Here is a 25,095-nt window from a genome sequence, read left to right as displayed (position 1 = left end):
TCCCGACTAGCGGCTAACCGGGCAGTGCAGACGCGTCAACGCGCCCTGCCGCCCCATAGGAGAAATAAGTGTGACCGTGATGCTGACACATCCGGACTGTGTTGTCTGCCCCCGACTGACCTGCCAGCCCGGCGGGAGCGTTAATGTTGAGATCTGCGACTGATTCCACGCATGATGCCATAGCTGACGATACTGGCTAAGCGCCGCATACCGGGCTGCCAGCGCGCGATGATAGCCGGATAACGCCGTCACAACCACAACCAGCAACATCATTGCCAGCAAAACCTCAACCATGCTAAATCCTTTTTGTCTGCTCAGGGTAACTGACATAGCGTACTTTCCTTAAGGGGGCAGAAATCACTCCAGCCGTGGGCGGAAAAGCGTATCTGCCCTTCCGCGATGTCCCCGCCTTGCCATAGCAACAGATCGTCATTGCCGGCAATAAGCAGCACACGCTCCCCAAACAGCCTTACACAGACCCGCAAACGCTGTGTCTGTTTGCACTGAACCTCTGGCTGTAAAGCCCATTCCTGAACGCGCCCCCACTCCAGTGCAGATTGCACGGCAGCCTGCTGGCGAACAGACAAACTTTCGCCACTCACCAGCGTGCTAAAGGTTTGCAACTGCTGATTTAATCCGGTGAGGATCAGCGTGCCGAGCACCAGCAACAGCAGGACCAGCGCCAGCGATGACATGCCCCGCTGACGATTCACAGATTAAACCCCGTTACGGTATGGCGAGCCGAAAAGGGTGCGGTCAGTTCACCTTTACGGCGGGCACGCAGCTCGATACTGATGACCGGCGCAAAGCCAGGTCGATCGGTTTTAGTGACCATAAATTGCTCTATCAGGGCCCGATCCGGGTCGGTGAGCTTATCCCATCCCTTACCGTCACAGGATGTGGCGCCCCGCAGCGTTTCAAGCGATCCGGACTCAAGCCGGAATCCCGTACTGTCGTTTTCTGACGCGGTGCTATCCCACTGGCCGTTGCTGTTTGCATCCCATTGCACAATCGCACATCGTCCTTGCCTGCCGATGATCATCCCCTGCCCCTGGCAATGCCCTGCGCAGTATCCTGCTCTCTGAAACTGTTTACCGATCGCGAACAGTCGTTGCCAGACCTCATCCTCCAGTTCCTGCTGCCCGGATTGCAGTAAAACACCCCGCTGTAGCCCCGGTAAAAAACGTGACGTGCTGAGTAACAGAATGCTGCTTATCGTCATTGCAATCAGCACTTCCAGTAGGGAGAACCCTCTTCGATTTACTGGCATGCACCTTCTCCTGCGGTATTACACAGCCTGATACGTCCGCCATTTGAGACAATAACCCACCACCCACCAGCGCGGCTCTGCACGCGGATATGTCCGGCCCACGCGGTATCCCTTAAACCATAAAATCCCAGCGCAGGGGTTATGTCGCTTATCGTGACCCCGGGCCACATCGGCTTCATCACGAACGGTCCGCCGCTGTCACAACCGGTCACCGCTGAACTGGCCAGACACTCCTTTTCACCGTCGTTATACAGCGCGATCCTGTGCTCGCTGTTGTGACGGTTGGCGTCATTGCGCAAAAACACCAGGTAATCCCGCACCTGGCAGGCGGTTTGCCAAAGCCGCTGCCGCTGCTGCCAGCTGTCCCAGCCATAGAGCCCTGTGGCGCTGAGGATCACTGTCAGCGAAACGGCGATAAGGGTTTCGATAAGCGTAAAGCCTTGTTCGTTTTTCATGGCGGGAGTGTGGCGGAATAGCAGAAACGGTGCGAGCGTCAAACCAGAACTTTACGAGCCGCTTTCCGGAGATTTTCACCCGTTGCAACGTGTTGCATCGTCTCTGGAAACAGGCTCGAAAAACAAAACGGACGTGAAAAAAAACCGGCGCTAAATAGCACCGGTTGTGTCAGGATTTGCCGTATCAGATGGCGACAGGAGCTTTAATGCCGGGATGCGGGTCGTAACCCTCAATCTCGAAATCATCAAAACGGTAATCGAAGATCGATTCCGGTTTACGTTTGATCACCAGCTTAGGCAATGCACGCGGTTCGCGGGTCAGCTGGAGGTGCGTCTGTTCCATATGATTGCTGTAGAGGTGGGTATCACCGCCCGTCCAGACAAAATCGCCCACTTCAAGATCGCACTGCTGCGCCATTATGTGCACCAATAGCGCGTAGCTGGCGATGTTAAACGGCAGGCCGAGGAACACGTCGCAGGAGCGTTGATAGAGCTGGCAGGAGAGCTTGCCGTCCGCCACGTAGAACTGGAAAAACGCGTGGCAAGGCGCCAGCGCCATTTTATCCAGTTCACCCACGTTCCAGGCAGAAACAATGATACGGCGCGAGTCCGGATCATTTTTCAGCTGGTTCATGACGGTCGTGATCTGGTCAATATGGCGGCCGTCCGGGGTAGGCCACGCACGCCATTGCTTGCCGTAGACCGGCCCCAGGTCGCCGTTCTCATCTGCCCACTCGTCCCAGATGGAGACATTGTTTTCATGCAGATAAGCAACGTTGGTATCGCCTTGCAGGAACCAGAGCAGTTCATGAATGATCGAGCGCAGATGGCAGCGCTTCGTTGTCACCAGAGGAAAGCCTTCTTGCAGATTGAAGCGCATCTGGTGGCCAAAAATGGAGAGCGTACCGGTGCCGGTGCGGTCGTTTTTCGGCGTGCCCTCGTCGAGCACTTTTTTCATCAATTCAAGATACTGTTTCATGATTCCTCAGGAAAGTTGTTGCTGTGGACGACGACGATACGCCCAAATCATCATAATGGCACCCGCGACAATCATCGGGATGGAGAGGATCTGCCCCATGCTGATGTACTGTACCCATTCACCGGTAAACTGCGCATCCGGCTGGCGGAAGAACTCGACGATGATACGAAACGCGCCGTAGCCAATCAGGAACAGACCAGAGACAGCCCCCATTGGACGCGGTTTGCGGATATACAGATTCAGGATGATGAACAGCACCACGCCTTCCAGCGCCAGCTCATAGAGCTGTGACATATGGCGCGGCAGAACGCCGTAGGTATCGAAAATGGACTGCCACTCAGGATGCGAAGGCAGCAGCGCGATATCCTCCGCGCGGGAGCCCGGGAACAGCATGGTAAACGGCACGCTCGGATCGACACGCCCCCACAGTTCACCGTTGATGAAGTTGCCCAGACGCCCTGCGCCCAGCCCAAACGGGATTAACGGCGCAATAAAATCAGCCACCTGGAAGAAGTTGCGTTTGGTGCGTCTGGCGAAGATCACCATGACCAGGATCACACCAATCAGCCCGCCGTGGAAGGACATGCCGCCGTCCCAGACGCGGAACAGATAGAGCGGGTCGTTCAGGAATACCGGGAAATTATAGAACAGGACATAACCGATGCGACCACCCAAGAACACGCCGAGGAAACCGGCATAAAGCAGGTTTTCCACTTCGTTCTTCGTCCAGCCGCTGCCCGGACGACTGGCGCGACGGCCAGCAAGCCACATGGCAAAAACGAAGCCCACCAGGTACATCAGACCGTACCAGTGCAGCGCTACAGGTCCTATTGAGAAAATAACCGGATCGAATTCCGGAAAATGCAGATAACCACTGTTCATCTGTCACCACAAGATGTTGTTATTCCGCTGAAAGTGGACAGCGGGTGAATTGCATTCCCGCCGTTGGCAGGTGCTCCAAAGTTGCGAATCATAGCATAAGGCAGGCGCGGAGGATGCGCCTGAGATGTAAAAGATGTGTATAGGGTTTCATGCGCACTGTTCCCCCCTCACCCCATTCCTCTCCCTCAAGGGAGAGGGGGTCGTCCGAGCCGTCATTATTTTGTGGGGATCAGCGGCCGCCGCGGATCAAACCGCCCATGCCGCGTCGCTCCATAAACGCAGCCACCTGATGGCGCACTTCGGCTGCCAGCTGTGCTTCCAGGCTACGCGCGGCCAGTTCGCGCGCCTCATCTTGTTCGATGTGACGTAACAGGTATTTCACACGCGCAACGGAACGTCCGTTCATTGACAGGTGACGGAAACCGAGACCAATCAGGATCGCCACGCACATTGGATCGCCGGCCATTTCACCGCACAGGCGCAGGTCGATATTATGCTGCTCGGCTTCGCGGGCGATCATCGCCAGGGCACGAAGCATCGCCGGATGCAGGCTGTCGTAGATGCTGGCAACGCGCGTATTGTTGCGATCGACCGCCAGAATGTATTGCGTTAAGTCGTTGGTGCCAACGGAGATAAAATCAACGCGGGTCGCCAGCTGCGGCAACATAAAGACCATCGAAGGCACTTCAAGCATCACGCCGATACGGGGTTTAGGGATCGCATAGCCGATCATCTCTTCCACTTCGCGCCCTGCACGTTCTATCAACCGCCGCGCTTCGTCGATCTCGTCAATACTGGTGACCATCGGCAGCAAAATGCTGAGATTCCCCGTGGCCGCGTTGGCACGCAGCATCGCACGAACCTGGATAAGGAAGATTTCCGGCTGATCGAGGGTTATGCGGATCCCACGCCAGCCGAGGCAGGGATTCTCTTCACTGATGGGCATATAGGGCAGTTGCTTATCCGCGCCGACGTCCAGGGTGCGCAACGTGACGGGTTTATCGTTAAACATCTGCAACATGCCCTGATACTGCGCCACCTGCTCCTCTTCTGACGGGAAGCCGCTTTGCAGCATAAACGGTATTTCGGTGCGGTAGAGGCCGATGCCATCGATGCGGCTGCCGAGCTTCTCTTCATGCTCAGGGCTTAAGCCAGCATTGAGCATCACCTTCACCCGCTCACCGCTCTTGAGCTGCGCGGGCAGGTTGACGTCATCTTCCGCCAGCTTGCTTAATTCATTCTCTTCGCTGATAAGGCGCTGGTACTCCTGAAGGAGCACCGGCTCAGGATCCACCAGCAACTCACCGCGGTATCCGTCCACCACCAGCGTACGGCGATGCAGTACGGAGGGCTGAATATCCGCCCCCATCACGGTCGGAATACCGAGCGCGCGCACCATAATGGCGGCATGGGAGTTAGCTGCGCCATCGCGCACCACTACGCCCGCCAGCCTGTCCTGCGGTAATTCCGCCAGCGTCGTCGCCGAGAGTTCATCGGCCACCAGTACAAACCGGCTCGGCCAGGCATTCGCCCCCTGAATAGTATCATCAAGGTGGAACAGCAGACGTTGCCCAAGCGCGCGTAAATCGCCGGCGCGCTCTTTCAGATAACCGTCAGTCAGCACCGCAAACTGCTCGGCAAATTTTTCAATGACCTTTTTAACCGCCCACTCTGCCACCGAACCTTTATCGACCTCGGCAAATAACTCACGACGCAAACGCGCATCGGAAAGCAGGTGTGAGTAGAGGTCGAAAATGGCCGCCGTCTCTTTTTGCGCGCCAGCGGCAAAGCGTTTGCTGTAGCGACGAAATTCATTCGCCGCCTCTTCCAGCGCAGCGGTAAGCCGTTCGCGCTCAAGCGCTTCATCCAGCGTCGAGGCTTCATAGACCTGCTCCATCAGGGGGAGCGTGGCATCCATCCAGCCTTCGGCAATCGCGACGCCCGGCGAGGCCGGAAGCGCGCGGATGCGGGTATGACGATACTGCCCAAAAAGGGCTGCCAGCTGAGACTGGGAGAGGATCGCAGCCATCTGCGTTGCCAGCGTGACGAGGAAAGACTCCTCGCTTTCATCGTACTGCCGCAACTCTCGTTGTTGGACAACAAGCACGCCAAGCAGTTGACGGCGCTGAATAATCGGCACGCCAAGGAAAGCGCGGAACCGCTCCTCTTTGACGGAAGGGATATATTTGAAGCTGGGGTGTTTTTGCGCGTCGGCAAGGTTGATTGGCTCCGCCAGTCGCCCGACCAGGCCAACAATACCTTCATCAAACGCGAGCGTGACGGTGCGTCCCCGTGGTTTTTTTAAACCGCGGGTTGCCATCAGGTAGTAGCAACGTCGGTCATGGTCGGCCAGGTAGACCGAACAGACCTCGGTTTCCATCGCAAGACAGATGTCCGTCACCAGAATATTCAGCGCCTCGTTGAGGCGAGGCGCACTGGCAACCTTTTCAACTATTTCTCGCAAGCGGGTGAGCATGATTTGCGTAGCTTAACCTCTTTTACGTCGCCAGGCAGGTGCGCTCTGTGGCTTCGGAGGCGTCTCCTGAAGCTGCATCACGACACTTGCGAACTCTTTCATCACCCTACGATATACATCGCGCTTAAATGACACGACCTGACGAACCGGATACCAGTAGCTTACCCAGCGCCAGCCATCAAACTCTGGCGTGCTGCTGGTTTGCATATTGATATCTGAATCGTTGCCCACCAACTGCAAAAGAAACCACTTCTGTTTCTGGCCGATACAAACCGGCTTTGTGTCCCAACGCACCAAACGTTTCGGTAACTTGTAACGCAACCAGTTGCGGGTCGAAGCCAGGATGCGAACATCTTTTCGGCTTAAACCAACCTCTTCAAACAGCTCCCGGTACATCGCTTGTTCTGGGGACTCTCCGGGATTGATCCCGCCTTGCGGGAACTGCCAGGAGTGCTGACCATATCGCCGGGCCCACATCACCTGGCCCTGACGATTACAAATTACTATTCCTACGTTTGGGCGGTAGCCATCGTCATCAATCACCGGACTACCCCAAACTAAATCTGATATATGAATGATTGTTTCACACTACAGGGAGGCGGTAAACCACTCTCTTACAGGTCTGCAACCTAATAACATTTGAATAACTCACAATTTAGTGAGGAGTTATAAACAGATGCGGGCGACAGAGACCATTTTTATTCACCTTTTCTGTGGATATAGTTGTGAAGAAGTACGGAATTACCGATGAACAACCTTGCAACCCGACGAAACGCCAATTTACCCTGCTTATAATTAATCATTTAAATTCAAAACATTATATTGGAATTAAGGGTGTCAGAGGCGATTAACGTGACGATCGTCACATCAAAGATCCTCCTGCTGATGAAAGATCGAACAGCGTCGGTTTTATCCACAGATTGTGCCAATAAGTTAGGCACAATTTGTGTGAAAATTCGATTTTCATCGCACGTCAAGGCTGTAAATTGAAACAGTAGTGGCAGTTATTCCCAGTTATCCCATTTTTCTGTGGATAACATGGTGTAAGATCCTGTTTATTGTCAGTGACCAGAATTGCACAACCTGTTTTTTAGCCGCGACGCGACGGGTTGTAGTCTAAAAAAGATGAAATAAATCATATGCATGGGATATTCACTCAGAAAACGGTAAACTCTGTCCACAAGGGATAAAATATCAGCTCATTTTTTAATCAAAAGGTTGTTAGCATGCATTCTCTCGCCCCACTGCTCTCCCCTCCCGTCAGTGAAGCCCAGTTGCTCCAGCAGGCGCAACGTCTGGCAGGTTATTCACTGGGCGAGCTGGCCGTGATGGCGGGGTTGACGATACCCAACGATCTGAAGCGTGATAAAGGCTGGATCGGCGTGTTGCTGGAGCGCTGGCTGGGCGCAAGCGCGGGCAGTAAACCCGAGCAAGATTTTGCGGCGCTGGGGGTGGAACTGAAGACGATCCCCATCGATAACCAGGGGCGGCCGCTGGAAACCACCTTTGTCTGCGTTGCGCCGCTCACGGGTAACAGCGGAGTGACCTGGGAAACCAGCCACGTCAGGCATAAGCTGAAGCGGGTGTTGTGGGTACCCGTTGAGGGCGACAGGCAGATCCCGCTGGCAGAACGTCGCGTTGGCGCTCCGCTACTCTGGAGCCCGAATGAAGAAGAGGAGAGACAGCTTTCCCAGGACTGGGAAGAGCTGATGGACATGATTGTGCTGGGACAGGTTGAGCGGATCACCGCCCGGCATGGCGAAGTGCTGCAACTTCGCCCTAAAGCCGCCAACAGCAAAGCGCTCACTGAAGCGGTAGGCGCACAGGGCGAACCGATCCTGACGCTGCCGCGCGGTTTCTATCTTAAAAAGAATTTCACCGGGGCGCTGCTGGCACGCCACTTCCTGTTGAAAACATAGTTTTTTACTAATTTTGCGCTCCGGCTAACATAATCTCCTCCTTTTTAAGATTTCCCCCCTTTCACCTGTCGTAATATCAGGTTATTACTACACTATGATTTGATACGAGCCAGGTGAGGATGAGAACGATGAAAAAATGGGCAGTAATTATCTCAGCAGTCGGTTTAGCGTTTGCGGTATCGGGTTGTAGCAGCGACTATGTCATGTCAACGAAAGATGGTCGTATGATCCTGACCGATGGCAAACCCGAAGTCGACGACGATACCGGTCTGGTGAGTTACCGCGATCGCGAAGGCAATCAAATGCAGATTAATCGCGACGAAGTCTCCCAGATCATCGAGCGTTAAACAGATAAAGGTCAGTAGCTTGCTGGCCTTTTTGATTTTTTCCTTCCCCTTTTGCCTTCCCTCTGCCATGTTTATATTCCTTTGTCGGGAGGTTCCTGACGCAGTCTGTATGTCTAAAAAAGGAAACCGGCTATGCATTATCACCGTATCCCCCACAGCGCTCTGGAGATCAGCCAACTGGGGTTGGGCACCATGACATTTGGTGAACAAAACAGCGAAGCCGATGCCCATGCACAACTCGATTACGCCGTCAGCCAGGGCATTAACCTGATTGACGTTGCGGAGATGTACCCCGTTCCTCCCCGCCCGGAAACACAAGGTCTTACTGAAACGTATGTCGGCAACTGGCTGGCGAAACGCGGCAATCGCGAAAAGCTGGTCATCGCCTCCAAAGTCAGCGGCCCTTCCCGTAATAACGATGCCGGGATCCGCCCTAACCAGATCCTCGATCGCAAGAATATCCGTGCCGCGCTGGATGCCAGCCTCAAGCGCCTGCAAACCGACTATCTCGATCTTTATCAAGTGCACTGGCCGCAGCGTCCGACGAACTGCTTCGGTAAGCTTGGCTACACCTGGAACGAAAGTGCTCCGGCAGTTACCCTGCTGGAAACGCTGGAAGCGCTCACGGAGTGCCAGCGGGCGGGTAAGATCCGCTACATTGGCGTTTCCAACGAGACGGCGTTTGGCGTGATGCGCTATCTGCATCTGGCTGATAAACACGACCTGCCGCGCATCGTGACCATTCAGAACCCGTACAGCCTGCTGAACCGCAGTTATGAAGTGGGTCTGGCGGAGGTGACGCAGTACGAAGAGGTGGAACTGCTCGCCTACTCCTGTCTGGGCTTCGGTACCCTGACGGGCAAATACCTGAACGGCGCGAAACCGGCTGGTGCGCGTAACACCCTTTTCAGCCGCTTCACCCGCTATAGCGGCGAGCAGACGCAAAAAGCCGTTGCGGCCTACGTGGATATCGCGAAACGTCACGGACTCGATCCGGCGCAGATGGCGCTGGCCTTCGTGCGTCGTCAGCCGTTTGTGGCGAGTACCCTGCTCGGCGCAACGACGATGGATCAGTTGAAAACCAATATTGAGAGTTTCCATCTGAACCTGAGTGAAGAGGTATTAGCGGAGATTGAAGCGGTGCATCAGGTTTATACCTACCCGGCACCGTAATAAAAGCAAAACGGCAACGTGCGTTGCCGTTTTTAGGGTTTTCACCCTCTCCCCGTGGGAGAGGGCCGGGGTGAGGGCATCAGGCCGCACAATTCAACGACGACGCTGCCAGACCCACAGACCGCTAATCGCCAGCGCGAACAGCGCGCCGAATCCTACCCCGATTGCCTCGACCGGCGCACCTGCTTTTACCGCCAGCGAGTAAATCCCCAGCATCAGTAACATCGCCATGTTTTCACCAAGGTTTTGTACCGCAATGGCGTTGCCCGCCCCAACGGTCTGCTTGCCGCGCTCCTGCAACAGCGCGTTTAGCGGCACCACAAAGAAACCGCCTAACATGCCGATCAGCAACAGCAGGACATAGGCCGGCAATAGGGCATGTTGCAGGGAGAAGAACAGAACGCCGATGCCGATCAGGATCCCCGCAGGCATGCAGCGCGCGACGGTTTCCAGCGTCACCAGTTTTGCCGCAGCCCCGGCCCCGACAACAATCCCGACGGCGACCATGGCATTCAGGTAAGTCGGCGTGGCGTTGTCAGTAATGCCCAGCGCCACCGGCACCCACAGCACCAGCAGGAAACGCAGCGTAACGCCGGCCCCCCAGAACATGCTGGTGCCCATCAGCGAGAAGCGTGTTTCACCGTTACGCCACAGTACGCGGCAGGCGTTGAAGAAGCTGCCGGTCATGGGCCCGAAGCGCCAGGATTGCCCCGGACGCGCCACGGCCAGTTTGGGGATAAACAGGTTGGCGATCACCGCGCCACCGTACATCAGGGCGCAGATGCCAAGCGCGGCGAGCACATGCCAGTCTGCCAGTACGCCGCCCGCCACCGAACCCAGCAGAATCGCTGCAATGGTGGAGGACTCCATCAGGCCGTTGGCCTTCACCAGCTTATCACCGGTGGTGAGCTCACCCAGAATGCCGTACTTCGCCGGGGAGTAGGCTGCCGCGCCAATGCCCACCAGCGTGTAGCCGACGAACGGATTGATACCAAAGCAGATACTTGCCGCGCCCAGAAGCTTAAGGCTGTTGGCAAACATCATGACCCGACCTTTCGGGAAGCTGTCCGCCACCTGGCCGACAAACGGCGCAAATACAATGTAAGCACCCACAAACACCATCTGTAGGATCGGCTGGCTCCAGTCGGGATAAAACTCAGCTTTCAGCAACGCCAGCGTGGCAAACAGCAACGCGTTATCGCCGAACGCGGAAAGAAACTGGGCGGCGATAACTGCCATCATGCCTTTCGACCAGATTGAAGTGTTAGTGTGCACTGACTCACGCATTTTGCTGTTCCGCCTCTTCAACCATGCCCTTCAGGGTCACGAAATCGGGTTTACCGCTGCCCAGCACCGGTAACTGTTTGAGGTAACGAATATCGCGGGGGACCGCCAGCTCGGGGATACCGTGTTCGCGTGCATACCTGAGCAGCGCATCACGCTTCAGTTCACCGTCTGTCGTGAAGAGCACCAGCGCCTCGCCTTTACTGGCATCACTTTTCACCACGGTCGCATGCATTTTCTCCGCCGAGACTGCGGTCGCCAGCGTTTCGACCATTTCAAGAGAGACCATTTCCCCGGCGATTTTGGCGAAGCGTTTTGCACGTCCCTGGATCTGCACGAAGCCCTGATCGTCGAAGCGCACGATATCGCCCGTGTCGTACCAGCCCGTTTCAACCTCGCCATTGACGTTCTCGGCCGTCGGCGCCTCAAGCACGCCCGGGTTTTCCACACGCAGATAGCCGTTCATGACGTTCGGCCCTTTCAGCTGAAGACGTCCGCCGTCTTCAATACCCGGCACCGCCAGCAGACGTGCGTCCAGCCCCGGCAGAATGCGGCCAACCGTTCCCGGTTTAGCCGCCATCGGAACGTTGATGGAGACCACCGGCGCGCACTCCGTCACGCCATAGCCTTCCAGAATGCGCAGGCCAAACTTGTCCTGCCAGATCTGGCGCGTGCTGTCCTGGAGTTTTTCCGCGCCCGCCACCACGTAGCGTACGCGGAAGAAATCATACGGGTTGGCGAAGCGCGCGTAGTTACCGAGGAAGGTGGACGTCCCGAACAGCACCGTGCAGTTACGGTCATAAACCAGTTCCGGCACAATGCGGTAGTGCAGCGGGCTTGGGTAGAGGAACACCTCAGCACCGGTCAGCAGCGGCGTAAAGAGACCCACGGTCAGACCAAATGAGTGGAACAGCGGCAGCGCTGACATAAAGCGATCGTTGGCGGTAAAGTCAGCAATGGTTTTAATCTGTTCGACGTTCGCCAGAATGCTTTTGTGGCTATGAACCACACCTTTCGGGTTACCTTCAGAGCCAGAGGTAAAGAGGATAATGGCATCATCTTCCGGCTGCTGCTTAACCTGCGCCAGACGCGGCATCAGCAGGTGCGCGAAAATCCACAGCTTGTCAGCGGTCGTGACGTCTGCTTTCAGATCTTCCAGGAACACCCAGCGCACCTGCGTCAGCTGTTCCGGCAGGTGCCACAGCTTGCCTTTATCCAGGAACTGGCGGGAGGTAAAGATTGTGTTGATTTGTGCTGCGGTAATCGCGCTGGAGAGCCCTTTCACGCCCGCCGTGTAGTTCATCATCGCCGGAATGCGGCCCCGGGACACGGCACCAAAGATTACCGCCGCGCTGATACCCGCGTTTGGCAGCATCAGGCCGATCTTTTCGCCCTGTTTACTGTACTTTTCCAGGATACGCCCGACAAACAGCGTTTTGGTCAACAGCTTACGGTAGGTATCCGGCGTAAAATTGATGTCTTCGACGCAGTTTTTCTTCGCACCGTAGCGATACTGCGCCGACAGCAACGATTCATACAGCGTTTCGCGCGGGCGAACGGCCATGCGCGCTTCCATCATAATCTGGTGCAGCATTTCCCCGGCGATTTTACGGCGGTCGCGCGCGCGCGGCGCCTCGGGCATCGGCAGTGACGTCGGCGGTAATATATGCAGGGTAATTTTCGGGAACAGACGCTGCTTCACCAGCCCTTTCAGACGGCTGAAAAAGGTTAGCTCAGCCCCGTCGATGCGTAGCGGCACGACGGTGGCCTGAGACTTCGCCGCGACAAAACCGGCCCCGTCGTAAATTTTCATCAGGGAGCCCGTCACTGAAATACGCCCTTCCGGGAAGATAACCACCGGGCGCCCCTGCCCTATCAGACGCACCAGATGTTTAATCATCATCGGTTTGGTTGGGTCGAGCGGGACAAAATCAATCAGCGGTTTGAGCCAGCGCATGTACCATTTTTCACTGATGGAGCTGTAAACCGCGAAGACGGGCCGCACGGGCAAAAACAGCGCCAGCAATACGCCATCAAGAAAAGAGACGTGATTCGGTGTGATAAGCACACGCTCGCCATAGAGTGCCTGCGTATCGCCAGTCACGCGGATGCGAAACAGGACACGAAACAGTGTGCGGAAGAACCCAAAAAGCATTTCAACTCCCTTTGCCAGCCAGTGTGAAAGGTATAAATGGTGGCAGATTACACGAGAAGTAGTGAGGGAGCGATAGCAAAAACAGAGGCGAAAAAAAACCTGCGCATCCGCGCAGGTTGGTGCAAGAGAAGAGTACGAAAACGTACCAGGAATTCTCACCAATCAATACCTCTGGGATCTTGATTGTGGCCTCCGGCGACAGGCTTCGCCAGCGGGAAAACGCAAGGGAATGAGCCGAAGTGCAACCAGGTGTGAATATTCTCTTTTGCTGTTACAGGTTGAACTTACAGGCAAAAAAAAACCTGCGTAAAACGCAGGTTGGTGTAAATCGTGTTAATCAACCGAAGTTGATTCCACCTATCAATACCTCTGGGATCTCGACTCTAGCAATTCACAACGCATCGTTGCTAACGGACAATCGCAACAGCCTGAGGCAAAGTGTAACTAAAGGTTCAGATTGACATTATTCAGACATGACTGGCCGTGTAACGATTACACCGCGAGGGATGTTCTGCTTCACGTTTGCAGAGGACGCTTACCCGCTCCCCTTGAATGCGCGCCGCTTTTCCGCAACACTAGTTAGTGTGTAAACGCTTACCCCTATAAGAAGGTATTGAATGGCGACAATTAAGGATGTGGCTCGTCTGGCCGGTGTTTCCGTCGCGACCGTCTCCCGCGTGATCAACAACTCCCCTAAAGCGAGTGATGCATCGCGCCAGGCCGTGCAGGACGCCATGGAAAACCTGAATTATCACCCTAACGCCAACGCGCGCGCCCTTGCCCAGCAGTCGACAGAAACCATCGGGCTGGTGGTCGGGGATGTATCCGATCCGTTTTTCGGTGCAATGGTCAAAGCCGTAGAACAAGTCTCTTATCACACCGGAAATTTCCTGCTGATTGGTAATGGCTACCACAATGAACAGAAAGAGCGCCAGGCCATTGAGCAGCTGATCCGTCATCGCTGTGCGGCGCTGGTGGTCCATGCAAAAATGATCCCCGACGCCGAGCTGATCCATCTGATGAAACAGATGCCGGGGATGGTGATTATCAACCGTATTATTCCCGGTTTTGAAACCCGCTGCGTGGCGCTCGACGACCGTTACGGCGCATGGCTCGCAACCCGTCATCTGATCCAGCAGGGCCATACCCGAATTGGTTATCTGTGCTCCAACCACCCAATTTCCGATGCGGAAGATCGCCTTCAGGGCTATTACGACGCGCTGCGCGAAGCCGGTCTGCCGTGCAACGATCGTCTTGTGGCGTACGGAGAACCGGATGAGAGTGGCGGCGAGCAGGCGATGACAGAGCTGCTGGGCCGCGGGCGGAATTTCACCGCCGTGGCCAGCTATAACGACTCCATGGCCGCCGGCGCAATGGGCGTGCTGAATGATAACGGGATTGACGTCCCGGCAGAAATTTCGCTGATTGGCTTTGATGATGTGCTGGTGTCGCGCTACGTGCGCCCTCGCCTGACCACCGTGCGCTACCCGATTGTGACCATGGCAACGCAGGCGGCAGAACTGGCGTTAGCGCTGGCCGAGCATCGCCCGCCACCGGAAATTACCCACCTGTTCAGCCCAACCTTAGTGCGCCGTCACTCGGTGGTATCGCCCGCGGAAGCCGTGAGCGAACAGCGATAGAGATGGACGGTTTTATCCGGGTATTCCAGCGCATCGCCAATGTAGTGCCAGCCGTAACGTTCGTAGAAGTCGCGGCAGGCAGACCAGAGATGAAGCTCGTGATACCCGGCGCGTCGCGCGTAGCCGATAACATGCTGCTGAAGTTTTCCCGCCAGCCCGTTTCCCCGGGCGGCTTCATCGACATACAGCGCAGCCAGCCAGGGGTGGAGATCCTGCCGGGAAATTAAATCGCAACGCCACAACCCAACGGTGCCCAGCAGCTGGTCATCCTCAACGGCAATAAAGGTGAGCGGTAACTCGCCCGGCGTCAGGCTATGCTCAACAATGCTCTGGAAAAAGGCACGCGGCATACCTTCACCAAACGCGTTCCAGATCCAGTCGATCACCCGCTGTGTAAACTGCGGCGCAGCGTGAAGCGGCAGTATATTCACACCAGCTTCCCCTGGAAAAGGGGGAGCGATTCAAAGAGATAGCCGTCAAAATCGGGCGCGTCTTCGTCTGACAGCTCAAGCAGGCTCTTTTTGACGTTTTCAAGATGCTGGAACATCGCCTGCCACGCCCCCATCACGTCGCGGCGGCGGAGCGCAGCGAGAATGGTTTGCCTGTCGCCGAGCCATTTCAGCCGCCATGCGCGGCTGGCGATGTGGCCATTAAACTGCTGCCACAGCGGGCTGCTGTCCATGTGATGCCAGACGCTTTCAACGGTCGCCAGCAGCATCTGGTTTTGTGTGGCTCCCGCCAGCACCAGGTGGAACATTTTGTTGTTGTCCTGGCTGCGATCGTCGGCGGCAATAGCCCGTTGCTCCTGCTCGATGATGCGGCGCAGGTTGTCGATATCCGCCCGCGTCGCCATTTTTGCGGCAAAGGCGGCAATGTTGCTTTCAAGCAGCTGACGCGCCTGGAGAATTTCAAACGGACCCACGTCACTGTTCAGAAAACGCTCTTCCTCGTTTTCATGCTCCTCCGGAATGCGCATCACGTACACGCCAGACCCCTGGCGAATATCCACCGTCCCCTGTAGCTCAAGCATCAGCAGCGCCTCGCGCACGATAGTGCGGCTCACGCCATACGTCTCGGCGATGTTGCGCTCCGGCGGCAGACGCGATCCCACGGGATAATGCCCCTGGATAATCTGCGCCCGTAAATCCTCGCCAATCTCCTGGTACTGTTTTTTTTCCGGCAGGATGACAGCCTTATCCACGTTTTCACCTGTGTTTTTCAGTTAATGCGCGGGCCGGACGTCCTCCCGGCCAGTTTTTGCGCTATTTTACCAGAAGGCTTACTTCCATTCATCGTCAACCCTGAGCGTCAGCACACGCTCATCGCGCAGCTGGCGGAACCAGGACGCTGATTTCTTTGCCCGCCGTGCGCGATGGTTTTCAAGATCGATCTCAATAAGCCCGTAGCGGTTTTTAAACGCGTTCATCGGGGAGACGTTGTCGGTGAAGGCCCACAGCATATAGCCGTGGCAGTTAGCCCCCGCCTCCCGCGCCAGCAGCGTGTAATAAAGATGTTCGCTGATAAACGCGATGCGGTACGCGTCATCGATAATCCCGTCGCGATTGCGAAACTGCGCTTCGTTCTCCACGCCCATCCCGCTTTCCGCTACAAACCAGTCAATGTTGCGATAGTCGTTTTTAATCCGCATCGCCATGTCGTAAATAATGCGCGGGAAGATCTCCCAGCCGCGGGAGGTGTTCATCCTCCGCCCCGGCAGCTCGAACGGCTCGTAGTAGTACGCCGGGTGGAACGGCGTCTCCGGGTGCCAGGCGCGGGATGGCGCTTTGACGCGATGCGGGTAATAGAGGTTAATGCCCAGCTCGTCGACGGTGTTGTCGGCAATCAGCGCCAGCTCATCGGACGTGTAGTCCCACTGCACCTGATGCTGCGCCAGCAGGGTAAAAAGCGCCTGCGGATAGCGCCCGTGCACCAGCGGGTCGAGAAAGACGCGGTTATAGAACAGATCGTACATCTCTGCCGCCCGCACGTCATGCGGCGCGCGCGAGCGCGGATAGGTCACCTCCGGGTTGAGAATACAGCCCACCGTGCCGTCATAGCCTTTCTCACGAAACAGCTTTACCACTTTCGCCGTCGCCAGCACCTTATGGTGGTTCCACTGCATCCAGGTGCTGGTGTTCTGCTCATAGGGCCAGCGCAGCGCGTCGAGGTAGACGCGCGTCTGGACCACAATCGGCTCGTTGAAGGTAAACCAGCGGGTGACTTTGCCGTGAAAGCGCTCAAACACCTTTTCCGCATAGCGAACGAACAGCTCGACGACGTGCTTCGACGCCCAGCCGCCGTAGGTCTCCAGCAGCACGCCCGGCAATTCGTAGTGTTCCAGGCAGATCATCGGCTCAATGCCCTGACGGTGCATTTCATCGAACAGCGCGTCGTAACAGGCGGCGTACTCTTCATCTACGGTGGCGTTTTCATAGTCGGTCAAAAAGCGCGACCAGTTGATCGAGGTGCGATAGTGCGTCAGTCCCGCCTGCTTCATCAGCGCCACGTCCTCACGGAAGCGATTGATAAAGTCGGTTGCCACCGCCGGGCCGTAGCCGTTGTGCCAGACGTGACGATCGTTCTTATACCAGAGATCGATCCACGAATCCTGACCCGGCTTTTTGCCGCTCCAGCCCTCGGTCTGCCAGGCCGATGCCGCCGCGCCCAGCATAAAATCTGGCGGTATGGTTATCTGTTTTATGCTCATCCTGTCCTCATGCGTTATCGGTGGCTTGTTGCAGTGCGGCCTGCTCTGCGCGGCGTGAGGCAATTTTCACAAACGGCAGATAGATAATCACCGCGGTCACGATGCAGATAAACTGGGTGATCACCGCCCCCATGGAGCCCGCGGTGGACAGCCAGGCGTTGATCAGCGGCGGCGTGGTCCAGGGCACCATCACCACGGCTTTCCCGGCAAATCCGGTCACGGTGGCAAAGTAGCCAATCGAGCCCGTCACCAGCGGCGTGATGATGAACGGGATAGCCAGGATCGGATTTAGCATGACTGGCATACCGAAAATCACCGGCTCGTTGATGTTAAAAATACCCGGGCCGATGGAGAGCTTGGCGATCTCCTTCATCTCTTTACGTTTGGTGGCAATCATGACGGCTATCAGCAGGCCGATGGTCAGGCCGGAGCCGCCGATGCTCATATAGACGTCCCAGAACGGCATGGTGATGATGTTTGGCACCTCTTTGCCCTGCTCAAACGCGCTCATGTTAACGGTGATTGCCCCCAGCAGCAGCGGCTCGCGGATCGGCTTGATCATCTGGTTGCCATGAATACCAATCACCCAGAACAGCTGGGCAACAAACATCAGCAGCAGGATCCCCGGCAGGCTTTGCACCACGCGCTCCAGCGGCTGTTGCACCACCTGGTAAACCGCGTCGTAGAGATACATTCCGGTAATCTGATGAAACACGAAGCCAAAGGTGGCGATGGCGGTGGTGGTGATAATGGCCGGGATCAGCGCAGAGAACGACGCGGCGACGTTCGGCGGCACCGTGTCCGGCATCCTGATTTTCAGCCCCTTGCGGTTTTCCAGCCAGCAGTAAATCTCCACCGACAGGATGGCGATAAACATGCCGAGGAACAGGCTGCGGGTATCCGAGAACTGGCGCAGCAGCACGTCTTTCACCACGTGCATCTCGCCGTCCACCAGCATTTCCACCGTCGTCGGCGTCACGCAGATAAAGCAGATCACCGCCAGCAGGCCGGGGAACAGGGACTTAATGCCGTTAATACGCCCCAGCTCAATGCCGATTAAAAACACCGCGCCGATGTTGAGAAAGTTGAGCGTGGCATAGTTCAGCGCGCTGGTGATCGGCTTTAACGCCGCCAGAAACGACAGCGACTGAAAGCTCGCCAGGCCGTTTTTCGGATCCAGCACCATATTGGAGATCAGTACCGAGAACGCCCCCACAATGATGACCGGCATTAAGGTAATAAACGCAGACTTGATCGCCTGGATATAGCGATAGCTGTTGAAGGTGGTGGCAAAACTGCCCAGAGCGTCGATCAGTTTTTCCTGAAATGCCATAGGGTAATACCTCAGTAAAAGGGCTTTTATTGAATAAGATGGACAGCCGGATACTATTGGTATGCCAAAAATAGCGTCCACAGGCGCTTTGTTCTGTGATTAAGCTCTCAATGAGGTAAGAGGTATTCCAGATTGCGATTTATCACCATTTTGGCATGCCAATGACAGGCATTTATCCCGCGGGCGAGGATCGTTACCGAAAAGCGTGATCGTTATGGGGTTTTGCCCTTCCCACGTCGCTTATGCGCCGGATGGTCTGTGTTAAACTGCAAACCATTACGTGGAAACAGGAATTTCGAATGGCAACAATGCTGGATGTCTCACTGCGTGCGGGCGTGTCGAAGGCCACCGTTTCGCGCGTGCTGAACGGCACAGGTCAGGTTAAAGAGAGCACGCGTCAGCAGGTATTTCGCGCGATGGAGGAGCTGGGCTATCGTCCGAACTTTCTCGCGCGTTCGCTGGCTAACCAGACCAGCAACAGCATTGGTCTGGTCGTCTCGACGTTCGACGGTTTTTACTTTGGTCGTTTGCTACAGCAGGCGTCACGGCAGACCGAAAAGCACGGAAAACAGCTGATTGTTACCGACGGTCACGACGCCCCTGAACAGGAAGAACAGGCGGTGCAGATGCTCGCCGACCGCAAGTGCGACGCCATCGTGCTGTATACGCGTTACATGAGCGAAAAGACGATCCTGAAGCTGATCAACAGCGTGCAGACGCCGCTGGTGATCATTAACCGTGAAGTGAGCCAGGCGGCGGATCGCTGCGTCTTCTTTGAACAGCAGGACGCGGCCTTCAAAGCGGTGGATTACCTGATAAGCCAGGGCCACCGGGAGATCGCCTGTATCACCGTCCCGATCCACACGCCAACGGGTAAAGCGCGACTGATGGGCTACCGTAAGGCGCTGGAGAAGCACGGTATTCGTCTCGACGAGCGGCGGATTAAATACGGCGATGCAGGCATGACGCGGGGTTACGAGCTGTGCAAGGAGCTGATTGCGGAAAAGACATCGTTCAGCGCCCTGTTTGCCTGTAACGATGATATGGCCCTGGGCGCCTCCAAAGCATTACACCAGGCCGGGCTGAAGATCCCGCAGGATATTTCGCTGTTTGGTTTTGACGATGCCCCCAGCGCAAAGTGGCTGGAGCCTGCCCTGTCGTCGGTGTATCTGCCGATCGACAACATGATCGTCACGGCGATCGACCAGGCGATCCGGCTGGCAAAAAACCAGCCGGTTGAAGCGATCCCGCCGTTCACCGGCACGCTGGTGTTACGCGATTCGGTGACAACAGGGCCCTGGTTTAATCAGACCAGCTCTAACGCCAGCAGCTCCTGAATGGTCTGGCGACGGCGAATCAGCCGCGCCACGCCGTTATCAAACAGCACTTCCGGCAGCAGCGGGCGGCTATTGTAGTTGGAAGACATAGACGCCCCGTACGCACCGGTATCATGCAGCACCAGATAATCTCCCGGTTTTACCTCTGGCAGCGAACGGGTTTCGACTTTCCCGCCTTCCTGCTGAGTAAAGACGTCACCGGATTCACACAGCGGGCCAGCAACAACGGTCTCGATGCGCGGGGCGTTGACCAGATCGCGGCCATCGGCGGCAAGCGCGGTGATGTGATGATAGCTGCCGTACATGGACGGGCGCATCAGGTCGTTGAAGCCAGCATCAATCAGCACAAAGTGACGGCTTCCCATCTCCTTCACGCTCCGCACCTGCGCCACCAGCACGCCAGCTTCGGCAACCAGGAAACGACCCGGCTCAATCTCCAGCTTCACCGCATGGCCCAGATGGGCGGCGATGCTGTCACGCGCGGCGCTCCACAGGCCGTAATAGTGATCCGTGTCGATCGCCTCTTCCCCTTCGCGGTAAGGGATCGAAAGCCCTCCCCCGGCGGAGATTGCCTCCAGATCCTGACCAAAATCGATAACCTGACGCACCATGGCGCCACAGACCTGCTCAAGATGGCCGTAATCCACGCCGGACCCGATATGCATGTGAATGCCCACCAGCTTGAGGTTGTAGCGTTGTAAAACCTCCAGCGCCGCAGGCATATCGGCATACCAGATCCCGTGCTTGCTGTTTTCGCCCCCGGTATTGGTTTTCTGACTGTGACCGTGGCCAAAACCCGGGTTGATGCGCAGCCAGACGCGATGGCCAGGAGAGACCTGCCCAAGCTGTTCCAGCATATCCACCGAACCGGCATTGACCGGGATTTGCAGCTCATGCACGCGCGCCAGCGTGGCGTCGTCTATCAGGTCAGCGGTAAAGACGATCGCGTCGCTGTCGGCTTTCGGATCAAACCCGGCCGCCAGCGCACGCTCGATTTCACCCAGCGATACGGAGTCAACCTTCACGCCCCGCTCGCGCATCAGGCGCAGAATATGAATATTGGAGCAGGCCTTCTGCGCAAAACGCACCACGTCAAACTGATGCAGCGCGGCGATCTTCTCGCGGACAATCTGCGCATCGTAGACCCACACCGGGCAGCCGAATTCGGCAGGCAGGCGCAGCAGGTTATCGGCGTTTAAATCGGTCTCAGTCTGGTTGAGTGGGCGTGGCATGGTCATCTCCGGAAATCTGTTTTTTATCATTACGCCATAGCCTGAAGAGAATAAAAAATATCGTTTTATCGTGAGTCTATGCAAAAATGATATGGACCACGCTCAGCCATCAGGTGCCCTATGCCCGCCGTTAACCTACGCCATATCGAGATTTTTCATGCAGTAATGACCACCGGCAATCTCACTGAAGCCGCGCACATGCTGCACACCTCGCAGCCGACGGTCAGCCGCGAGCTGGCGCGTTTTGAGAAAGTGCTGGGGCTGAAGCTGTTTGAACGCACCCGCGGCAGGCTGCATCCAACGGTGCAGGGTTTACGTCTGTTTGAGGAGGTTCAGCGCTCCTGGTACGGGCTGGACAGGATCGTGAGCGCGGCAGAGAGCCTGAGGGAGTTCCGCCAGGGCGAGCTGTCCATCGTCTGCCTGCCGGTCTTTTCCCAGTCATTCCTGCCGGTACTGTTACAGCCGTTTCTGGCCCGCTATCCGGAGGTCAGCCTGACCATCGTGCCGCAGGAGTCGCCGCTGCTGGAGGAGTGGCTTTCGGCCCAGCGCCACGATCTGGGTCTGACCGAAACCCTCGTCACGCCAGCGGGAACGGAACGCACGGAGCTGCTGTCCCTGGATGAGGTCTGCGTGCTGCCTGCCAGCCACCCGCTTGCCCACAAAGCGGAGCTGACCCCGGCGGATTTTCACGGTGAGAACTATATCAGCCTGTCGCAGACCGACAGCTATCGGCAGCTTCTGGATGGCCTGTTTGCCGAACATCAGGTGAAGCGGCGGATGGTGATGGAAACGCACAGTGCGGCGTCTATTTGCGCGATGGTGCGCGCGGGCGTGGGTATTTCGGTGGTGAACCCGCTCACGGCCATGGACTACGCCAGCAGCGGCGTAGTTCTGCGCCGTTTTAGCGTTTCCGTTCCCTTTACCGTGAGCCTGATCCGCCCGCTGCACCGGCCCGCCTCAGCGCTGGTTGATGCCTTTAGTGAACACCTGATTGCGCACGCGCGTCAGGTAGCGCTTCGCTTACCTGACCTGCAAAAACCTTTATGACAGCATAAACTCCACCGCATCGGCGGCATGGATGGCGGCGGTATCGAAGACCGGTATCGGGCTTTGGTCTGCCGGCACCAGCAGGCCGATTTCGGTACAGCCGAAGATGACCCCTTCCGCCCCCTGCTGCGCCAGTTTCTCAATCACGCTAACGTACCAGGCGCGCGACGTTTCGCTGAAGGTGCCCAGACACAGCTCATCAAAAATAATCTGGTTAATGCGCGCCCGGTCGGCCTCTTCAGGGATCAGGCTTTCAATCCCGAACTGGCTGCTCAGCCGCCCGCGGTAAAAATCCTGCTCCATGGTGTAGCGCGTCCCCAGCAGCGCCACGCGCGTCATGCCGGCGGCACGTATGGCACGCCCGGTGGCATCCGCGATATGTAAGAACGGCAGCGAACAGCGGTCTTCAATGTGCGACGCCACCTTATGCATGGTATTGGTACACAGCAGAATACCCTGCGCGCCCGCACGCTCCAGCCCAAGCGCGGCGTCCGCCAGCATCTGCCCCGCTTTGTCCCACTCCCCGCTCGACTGGCAGGCTTCTATTTCATGGAAATCCACGCTGTGCAGCAGCAGGCTGGCCGAATGCAGACCGCCCAGACGCTGTTTGACGCCTTCATTAATCAGGCGGTAGTACGGGATCGTTGATTCCCAGCTCATGCCCCCTAACAGACCGATCGTTTTCATCTTTCCTCCTGTGCGTTTCACCCAGTGAAGCAAACTTGTGATCGCCTTTCCAGTTATTTGGCTAAACGTTTCCTTTTCTCTGCGGGTGCGATAAGTTAATTGAAACAATGTTTCATTACATAACAGGGCGAAAATATGTTTATTTTCCATAAAGAGACCACGCTTGAGGATCTGGGCAACGGCGTGACGCGTCGTATTCTGGCGCACGACGGCAGGATGATGGCGGTGGAAGTGAATTTCGAGCAAGGCGCAATTGGCCCGATGCATAACCACCCGCATGAGCAGCTCACCTACGTTCTCTCGGGGGAATTTGAGTTCACCATCGGCGAGGAGAAGCATGTGGTGACCGCGGGCGACACTCTCTATAAAGCGCCGCACGTGATGCACGGCTGCGTTTGCCTGAAACCCGGCACCCTGCTGGATACCTTTACGCCGGTTCGCGAAGATTTCCTGAAATAAAAAAAGGCGCTCAGTTGAGCGCCTTTTTTAATGTTATTCCGTAACCGGCTCAGGAAGTTGTTCCGGCAGCGGGTTGCGGGTGCTCATTGCCTCGCGCAGCAGCACGCTGCCACAGGCGAACAGTCCACCCAGAATACACGCCAGCAGCACGATCAGGGCTTTGCCCGGGCCATCTTTTTTCACCGGCATAGAAGGTGAAAGCTGGTATTTGAACGGCTCCAGGCTCACATCTTCGAAGGAAAGTTTTTGCAGCTGTGCCAGATAGTATTCGCGGTTCTGGAAATCGGCGTTCAGCTCAGAAACATCCTTCAGATTTTTTTCAATCTGCAATTTCTGCGCAATCCCGTCCGCACCGAGGGCGACGGAATAATCCGGATCGTCTTTCACCGCCTGTCCATTGCTGTAGACCGGCTTTTTGATCCCCGCCGCGTTCGCCACTTCCAGCGAGTAGTTCAGGCGTTGCAGGTTGGTATTGTGGATATTGGTCAGACGGACCCGATCCAGCTCCAGCTGCTGCTGAACCGTTTTGGTTCTCAGGATCAGCTGATCGCGAATGTTTTGCATGGTTTCCTGCTCGACGATGCGGGAGATGTACTGAATGTAACCATTCAACACTTTCTGCGCGTCCTCTGCCGTTGGGGCAGTGAAGCTTAACGTCCAGGAGAGGTACGGTGCTTTATCAGCGTTTTTTTCCTGCGTGTTATCAACAGCCTTCATCTTTTCGGCAATATTGACCACCGCGCGGTGCAGCTCCAGCGGGTCAACCTCAGCGCCATCGAGCTGAGCCATCACGTAAGGTGAGCTCTTCATGTACTCTTCAAGCAGAGACTGGGACTGAAACTTTTTGATAAACAGATTAAACACATCCGCACGGGTAATTTTCACGTCGACATCAAGCACCTGGAGCGCCACCATCATCTGGCGCAGCGAACTCCACTGCGTCTGTTCCGCGGGCGTAATGACCGCTTTACTGGTCCATTTTTGCGGTATCAGAAAGGCGATTGCCAGGCCGACCAGTGCAAATGCAAAGACAATGGTGATGATGCGTTTTTTTGCTGCCAGCAGGACGTCCAGCAGACCCAGAAGATCTATTTCTTTAGCGCTGACCGCCGGGGGAGCATAGTGAGGAAAGTTGAGATCCGTATGTTTTTTGAAATCCATCGCTGACATAACTGTTCTTCTTTTAAGGATGCAGTGAAATTCTGCCTGACTGGTTCCGGTGTAACAAATCATACAAGAATGTAAGAATTATCTGAATGACGAATTGGTACATCTGTAGACCTGCTATCAGATCTGGTAGTTAGCCACGCTGCGTGACTATTTTTATTCCCGCTCCCCTTTTGCTTCGTTATCTCTTCCTTATGGCCCGCGGCGAAAGTCCGTGAAAAGTCAAAAATGCCACCTCCCTCACTATATTGAAACAGCGTTTCGACGCCGATCACATTTCCACCATTAAGCGAATGACGCAGAAATAAATCGCAATAATATAAAATAAAACGATGTTTTAGTATCCAAGAACACCGGTTCAGCTCTTTTGAAACCAGAAGCGCTTACAGCACGAAGAAAGACAAAAAAGCGTTAAAAAACAAACGTAGATTTCGCCGTTGCCAGACGTTGCACCCTGAATTTCAGCTCTCATGCCGCGCATCGCAGGCCTGGGAAAATGTAACAAAGCAGATTTCGTATTAAACCATTGATTGCCAGGTAGGTATG

Annotated in this window: 24 protein-coding genes; 7 read left to right on the top strand and 17 right to left on the bottom strand. The window is 56.0% G+C overall.

Features of this window, described 5'->3' with window-relative positions; genetic code table 11:
• Nucleotides 1-6: 6 nt before the first annotated feature.
• The 8 genes from ACNQ0W_RS10530 to rppH all read right to left on the bottom strand — a co-directional run bounded on the left by ACNQ0W_RS10530 (nt 7) and on the right by rppH (nt 6,605).
• Nucleotides 7-330 (bottom strand): prepilin-type N-terminal cleavage/methylation domain-containing protein, encoded by a 324-nt coding sequence (locus ACNQ0W_RS10530; protein WP_003862776.1) that lies wholly within the window; start codon nt 328-330, stop codon nt 7-9.
• Nucleotides 315-713, bottom strand: a complete 399-nt coding sequence (locus tag ACNQ0W_RS10525; RefSeq protein WP_003862778.1) for a DUF2509 family protein — start codon at nt 711-713, stop codon at nt 315-317. The genes ACNQ0W_RS10530 and ACNQ0W_RS10525 overlap by 16 nt, the downstream gene beginning before the upstream one ends.
• Nucleotides 710-1,270 (bottom strand): prepilin peptidase-dependent protein, encoded by a 561-nt coding sequence (locus tag ACNQ0W_RS10520; protein WP_062933170.1) that lies wholly within the window; start codon nt 1,268-1,270, stop codon nt 710-712. Before ACNQ0W_RS10520 ends, ACNQ0W_RS10525 begins: the two co-directional genes overlap by 4 nt.
• A complete protein-coding gene (locus tag ACNQ0W_RS10515; protein WP_062933171.1) occupies nt 1,261-1,725 on the bottom strand; it encodes a prepilin peptidase-dependent protein in 465 nt (154 codons plus the stop codon). Before ACNQ0W_RS10515 ends, ACNQ0W_RS10520 begins: the two co-directional genes overlap by 10 nt.
• Before the next feature lie 184 nt (nt 1,726-1,909).
• A complete protein-coding gene (thyA, locus tag ACNQ0W_RS10510; protein WP_180261558.1) occupies nt 1,910-2,704 on the bottom strand; it encodes a thymidylate synthase in 795 nt (264 codons plus the stop codon).
• Between the two features lie 6 nt (nt 2,705-2,710).
• The gene (gene lgt / locus ACNQ0W_RS10505; protein ID WP_003862787.1) at nt 2,711-3,586 is read right to left on the bottom strand and encodes a prolipoprotein diacylglyceryl transferase; all 876 of its coding nucleotides are present in this window, start codon (nt 3,584-3,586) and stop codon (nt 2,711-2,713) included.
• 229 nt (nt 3,587-3,815) lie between these two features.
• Nucleotides 3,816-6,062, bottom strand: coding sequence for a phosphoenolpyruvate--protein phosphotransferase (ptsP, locus tag ACNQ0W_RS10500; RefSeq protein WP_015571752.1), 2,247 nt, complete (start codon nt 6,060-6,062; stop codon nt 3,816-3,818).
• Between the two features lie 12 nt (nt 6,063-6,074).
• Nucleotides 6,075-6,605, bottom strand: a complete 531-nt coding sequence (gene rppH / locus ACNQ0W_RS10495) for an RNA pyrophosphohydrolase (RefSeq protein ID WP_003862791.1) — start codon at nt 6,603-6,605, stop codon at nt 6,075-6,077.
• A 683-nt stretch (nt 6,606-7,288) separates the two neighbouring features.
• Between rppH and mutH the strand changes: the two genes are divergently transcribed.
• From mutH to ACNQ0W_RS10480, 3 genes are all read left to right on the top strand, one after another.
• Nucleotides 7,289-7,981, top strand: a complete 693-nt coding sequence (gene mutH / locus ACNQ0W_RS10490; protein ID WP_062933172.1) for a DNA mismatch repair endonuclease MutH — start codon at nt 7,289-7,291, stop codon at nt 7,979-7,981.
• A 128-nt stretch (nt 7,982-8,109) separates the two neighbouring features.
• Nucleotides 8,110-8,328 (top strand): YgdI/YgdR family lipoprotein, encoded by a 219-nt coding sequence (locus ACNQ0W_RS10485; protein WP_003862794.1) that lies wholly within the window; start codon nt 8,110-8,112, stop codon nt 8,326-8,328.
• Nucleotides 8,329-8,460: 132 nt separating this feature from the next.
• Nucleotides 8,461-9,501 (top strand): NADP(H)-dependent aldo-keto reductase, encoded by a 1,041-nt coding sequence (locus tag ACNQ0W_RS10480; RefSeq protein WP_015571754.1) that lies wholly within the window; start codon nt 8,461-8,463, stop codon nt 9,499-9,501.
• Nucleotides 9,502-9,594: 93 nt separating this feature from the next.
• On the opposite strand, the gene lplT is transcribed toward ACNQ0W_RS10480, so the two are convergent.
• Together lplT and aas are read right to left on the bottom strand one after the other, a co-directional pair.
• A complete protein-coding gene (gene lplT / locus ACNQ0W_RS10475; RefSeq protein ID WP_062933173.1) occupies nt 9,595-10,788 on the bottom strand; it encodes a lysophospholipid transporter LplT in 1,194 nt (397 codons plus the stop codon).
• The gene (aas, locus tag ACNQ0W_RS10470) at nt 10,781-12,940 is read right to left on the bottom strand and encodes a bifunctional acyl-ACP--phospholipid O-acyltransferase/long-chain-fatty-acid--ACP ligase (protein ID WP_116329987.1); all 2,160 of its coding nucleotides are present in this window, start codon (nt 12,938-12,940) and stop codon (nt 10,781-10,783) included. The genes lplT and aas overlap by 8 nt, the downstream gene beginning before the upstream one ends.
• 617 nt (nt 12,941-13,557) lie before the next feature.
• On the opposite strand from aas, the gene galR reads away from it, so the two are divergent.
• Nucleotides 13,558-14,580 (top strand): HTH-type transcriptional regulator GalR, encoded by a 1,023-nt coding sequence (gene galR, locus ACNQ0W_RS10465; RefSeq protein ID WP_003862806.1) that lies wholly within the window; start codon nt 13,558-13,560, stop codon nt 14,578-14,580.
• On the opposite strand, the gene ACNQ0W_RS10460 is transcribed toward galR, so the two are convergent.
• The 4 genes from ACNQ0W_RS10460 to ACNQ0W_RS10445 all read right to left on the bottom strand — a co-directional run bounded on the left by ACNQ0W_RS10460 (nt 14,535) and on the right by ACNQ0W_RS10445 (nt 18,620).
• A complete protein-coding gene (locus tag ACNQ0W_RS10460) occupies nt 14,535-15,011 on the bottom strand; it encodes a GNAT family N-acetyltransferase (RefSeq protein ID WP_017382852.1) in 477 nt (158 codons plus the stop codon). The two genes, galR and ACNQ0W_RS10460, sit on opposite strands and share 46 nt — an antisense overlap.
• Entirely contained in the window at nt 15,008-15,781 is a 774-nt protein-coding gene (locus ACNQ0W_RS10455) for a GntR family transcriptional regulator (RefSeq protein WP_062933176.1), read from the bottom strand. Before ACNQ0W_RS10455 ends, ACNQ0W_RS10460 begins: the two co-directional genes overlap by 4 nt.
• A gap of 78 nt (nt 15,782-15,859) precedes the next feature.
• Nucleotides 15,860-17,287: a glycoside hydrolase family 1 protein gene (locus ACNQ0W_RS10450; protein ID WP_062933177.1), complete on the bottom strand. Its 1,428-nt coding sequence runs from the start codon at nt 17,285-17,287 to the stop codon at nt 15,860-15,862.
• A gap of 7 nt (nt 17,288-17,294) precedes the next feature.
• Nucleotides 17,295-18,620, bottom strand: coding sequence for a PTS sugar transporter subunit IIC (locus tag ACNQ0W_RS10445; RefSeq protein ID WP_062933178.1), 1,326 nt, complete (start codon nt 18,618-18,620; stop codon nt 17,295-17,297).
• 299 nt (nt 18,621-18,919) lie between these two features.
• Here ACNQ0W_RS10445 and ACNQ0W_RS10440 point away from each other — a divergent pair, with 299 nt between their 5' ends.
• Nucleotides 18,920-19,957 (top strand): LacI family DNA-binding transcriptional regulator, encoded by a 1,038-nt coding sequence (locus tag ACNQ0W_RS10440; protein WP_003862814.1) that lies wholly within the window; start codon nt 18,920-18,922, stop codon nt 19,955-19,957.
• Here the strand turns inward: ACNQ0W_RS10440 and lysA are convergent.
• Nucleotides 19,927-21,189 carry a diaminopimelate decarboxylase gene (gene lysA, locus ACNQ0W_RS10435; RefSeq protein WP_023295366.1) on the bottom strand — a complete coding sequence of 421 codons (1,263 nt, stop codon included), beginning with the start codon at nt 21,187-21,189 and terminating at the stop codon, nt 19,927-19,929. The genes ACNQ0W_RS10440 and lysA overlap by 31 nt on opposite strands.
• A gap of 120 nt (nt 21,190-21,309) precedes the next feature.
• Here lysA and ACNQ0W_RS10430 point away from each other — a divergent pair, with 120 nt between their 5' ends.
• On the top strand, nt 21,310-22,236 hold the full coding sequence (locus ACNQ0W_RS10430) for a LysR family transcriptional regulator (RefSeq protein WP_017692726.1): 927 nt from the start codon (nt 21,310-21,312) through the stop codon (nt 22,234-22,236).
• Here the strand turns inward: ACNQ0W_RS10430 and ACNQ0W_RS10425 are convergent.
• Nucleotides 22,231-22,923, bottom strand: coding sequence for an aspartate/glutamate racemase (locus ACNQ0W_RS10425; protein WP_062933179.1), 693 nt, complete (start codon nt 22,921-22,923; stop codon nt 22,231-22,233). The genes ACNQ0W_RS10430 and ACNQ0W_RS10425 overlap by 6 nt on opposite strands.
• A gap of 135 nt (nt 22,924-23,058) precedes the next feature.
• On the opposite strand from ACNQ0W_RS10425, the gene ACNQ0W_RS10420 reads away from it, so the two are divergent.
• Nucleotides 23,059-23,382 carry a cupin domain-containing protein gene (locus ACNQ0W_RS10420; protein ID WP_039269867.1) on the top strand — a complete coding sequence of 108 codons (324 nt, stop codon included), beginning with the start codon at nt 23,059-23,061 and terminating at the stop codon, nt 23,380-23,382.
• A 33-nt stretch (nt 23,383-23,415) separates the two neighbouring features.
• On the opposite strand, the gene wzz(fepE) is transcribed toward ACNQ0W_RS10420, so the two are convergent.
• Complete coding sequence (gene wzz(fepE), locus ACNQ0W_RS10415; protein ID WP_023314779.1) at nt 23,416-24,552, bottom strand: LPS O-antigen length regulator Wzz(fepE); 1,137 nt, start codon at nt 24,550-24,552, stop codon at nt 23,416-23,418.
• Nucleotides 24,553-25,095: the final 543 nt, after the last annotated feature.

The sequence above is a fragment of the Enterobacter cloacae complex sp. 6730903 genome (assembly GCF_048283985.1).
GTDB lineage: Bacteria > Pseudomonadota > Gammaproteobacteria > Enterobacterales > Enterobacteriaceae > Enterobacter > Enterobacter hormaechei_C.
The sequence above is the reverse complement of the archived record's forward strand: the minus strand, read 5'-3'. Positions and strand labels throughout refer to the sequence as shown.

Bases quoted from the DNA above. Each gene is read 5' to 3' on its own strand.
- ACNQ0W_RS10485 (WP_003862794.1), top strand. From the start codon at position 8,110: ATGAAAAAATGGGCAGTAATTATCTCAGCAGTCGGTTTAGCGTTTGCG.
- ptsP (WP_015571752.1), bottom strand. From the start codon at position 6,062: ATGCTCACCCGCTTGCGAGAAATAGTTGAAAAGGTTGCCAGTGCGCCT.
- ACNQ0W_RS10440 (WP_003862814.1), top strand. From the start codon at position 18,920: ATGGCAACAATGCTGGATGTCTCACTGCGTGCGGGCGTGTCGAAGGCC.
- ACNQ0W_RS10530 (WP_003862776.1), bottom strand. From the start codon at position 330: ATGTCAGTTACCCTGAGCAGACAAAAAGGATTTAGCATGGTTGAGGTT.
- aas (WP_116329987.1), bottom strand. From the start codon at position 12,940: ATGCTTTTTGGGTTCTTCCGCACACTGTTTCGTGTCCTGTTTCGCATC.
- galR (WP_003862806.1), top strand. From the start codon at position 13,558: ATGGCGACAATTAAGGATGTGGCTCGTCTGGCCGGTGTTTCCGTCGCG.
- thyA (WP_180261558.1), bottom strand. From the start codon at position 2,704: ATGAAACAGTATCTTGAATTGATGAAAAAAGTGCTCGACGAGGGCACG.
- lgt (WP_003862787.1), bottom strand. From the start codon at position 3,586: ATGAACAGTGGTTATCTGCATTTTCCGGAATTCGATCCGGTTATTTTC.
- lysA (WP_023295366.1), bottom strand. From the start codon at position 21,189: ATGCCACGCCCACTCAACCAGACTGAGACCGATTTAAACGCCGATAAC.
- ACNQ0W_RS10425 (WP_062933179.1), bottom strand. From the start codon at position 22,923: ATGAAAACGATCGGTCTGTTAGGGGGCATGAGCTGGGAATCAACGATC.
- ACNQ0W_RS10450 (WP_062933177.1), bottom strand. From the start codon at position 17,287: ATGAGCATAAAACAGATAACCATACCGCCAGATTTTATGCTGGGCGCG.
- mutH (WP_062933172.1), top strand. From the start codon at position 7,289: ATGCATTCTCTCGCCCCACTGCTCTCCCCTCCCGTCAGTGAAGCCCAG.
- ACNQ0W_RS10445 (WP_062933178.1), bottom strand. From the start codon at position 18,620: ATGGCATTTCAGGAAAAACTGATCGACGCTCTGGGCAGTTTTGCCACC.
- ACNQ0W_RS10430 (WP_017692726.1), top strand. From the start codon at position 21,310: ATGCCCGCCGTTAACCTACGCCATATCGAGATTTTTCATGCAGTAATG.
- lplT (WP_062933173.1), bottom strand. From the start codon at position 10,788: ATGCGTGAGTCAGTGCACACTAACACTTCAATCTGGTCGAAAGGCATG.
- ACNQ0W_RS10420 (WP_039269867.1), top strand. From the start codon at position 23,059: ATGTTTATTTTCCATAAAGAGACCACGCTTGAGGATCTGGGCAACGGC.
- ACNQ0W_RS10480 (WP_015571754.1), top strand. From the start codon at position 8,461: ATGCATTATCACCGTATCCCCCACAGCGCTCTGGAGATCAGCCAACTG.
- ACNQ0W_RS10520 (WP_062933170.1), bottom strand. From the start codon at position 1,270: ATGCCAGTAAATCGAAGAGGGTTCTCCCTACTGGAAGTGCTGATTGCA.
- ACNQ0W_RS10515 (WP_062933171.1), bottom strand. From the start codon at position 1,725: ATGAAAAACGAACAAGGCTTTACGCTTATCGAAACCCTTATCGCCGTT.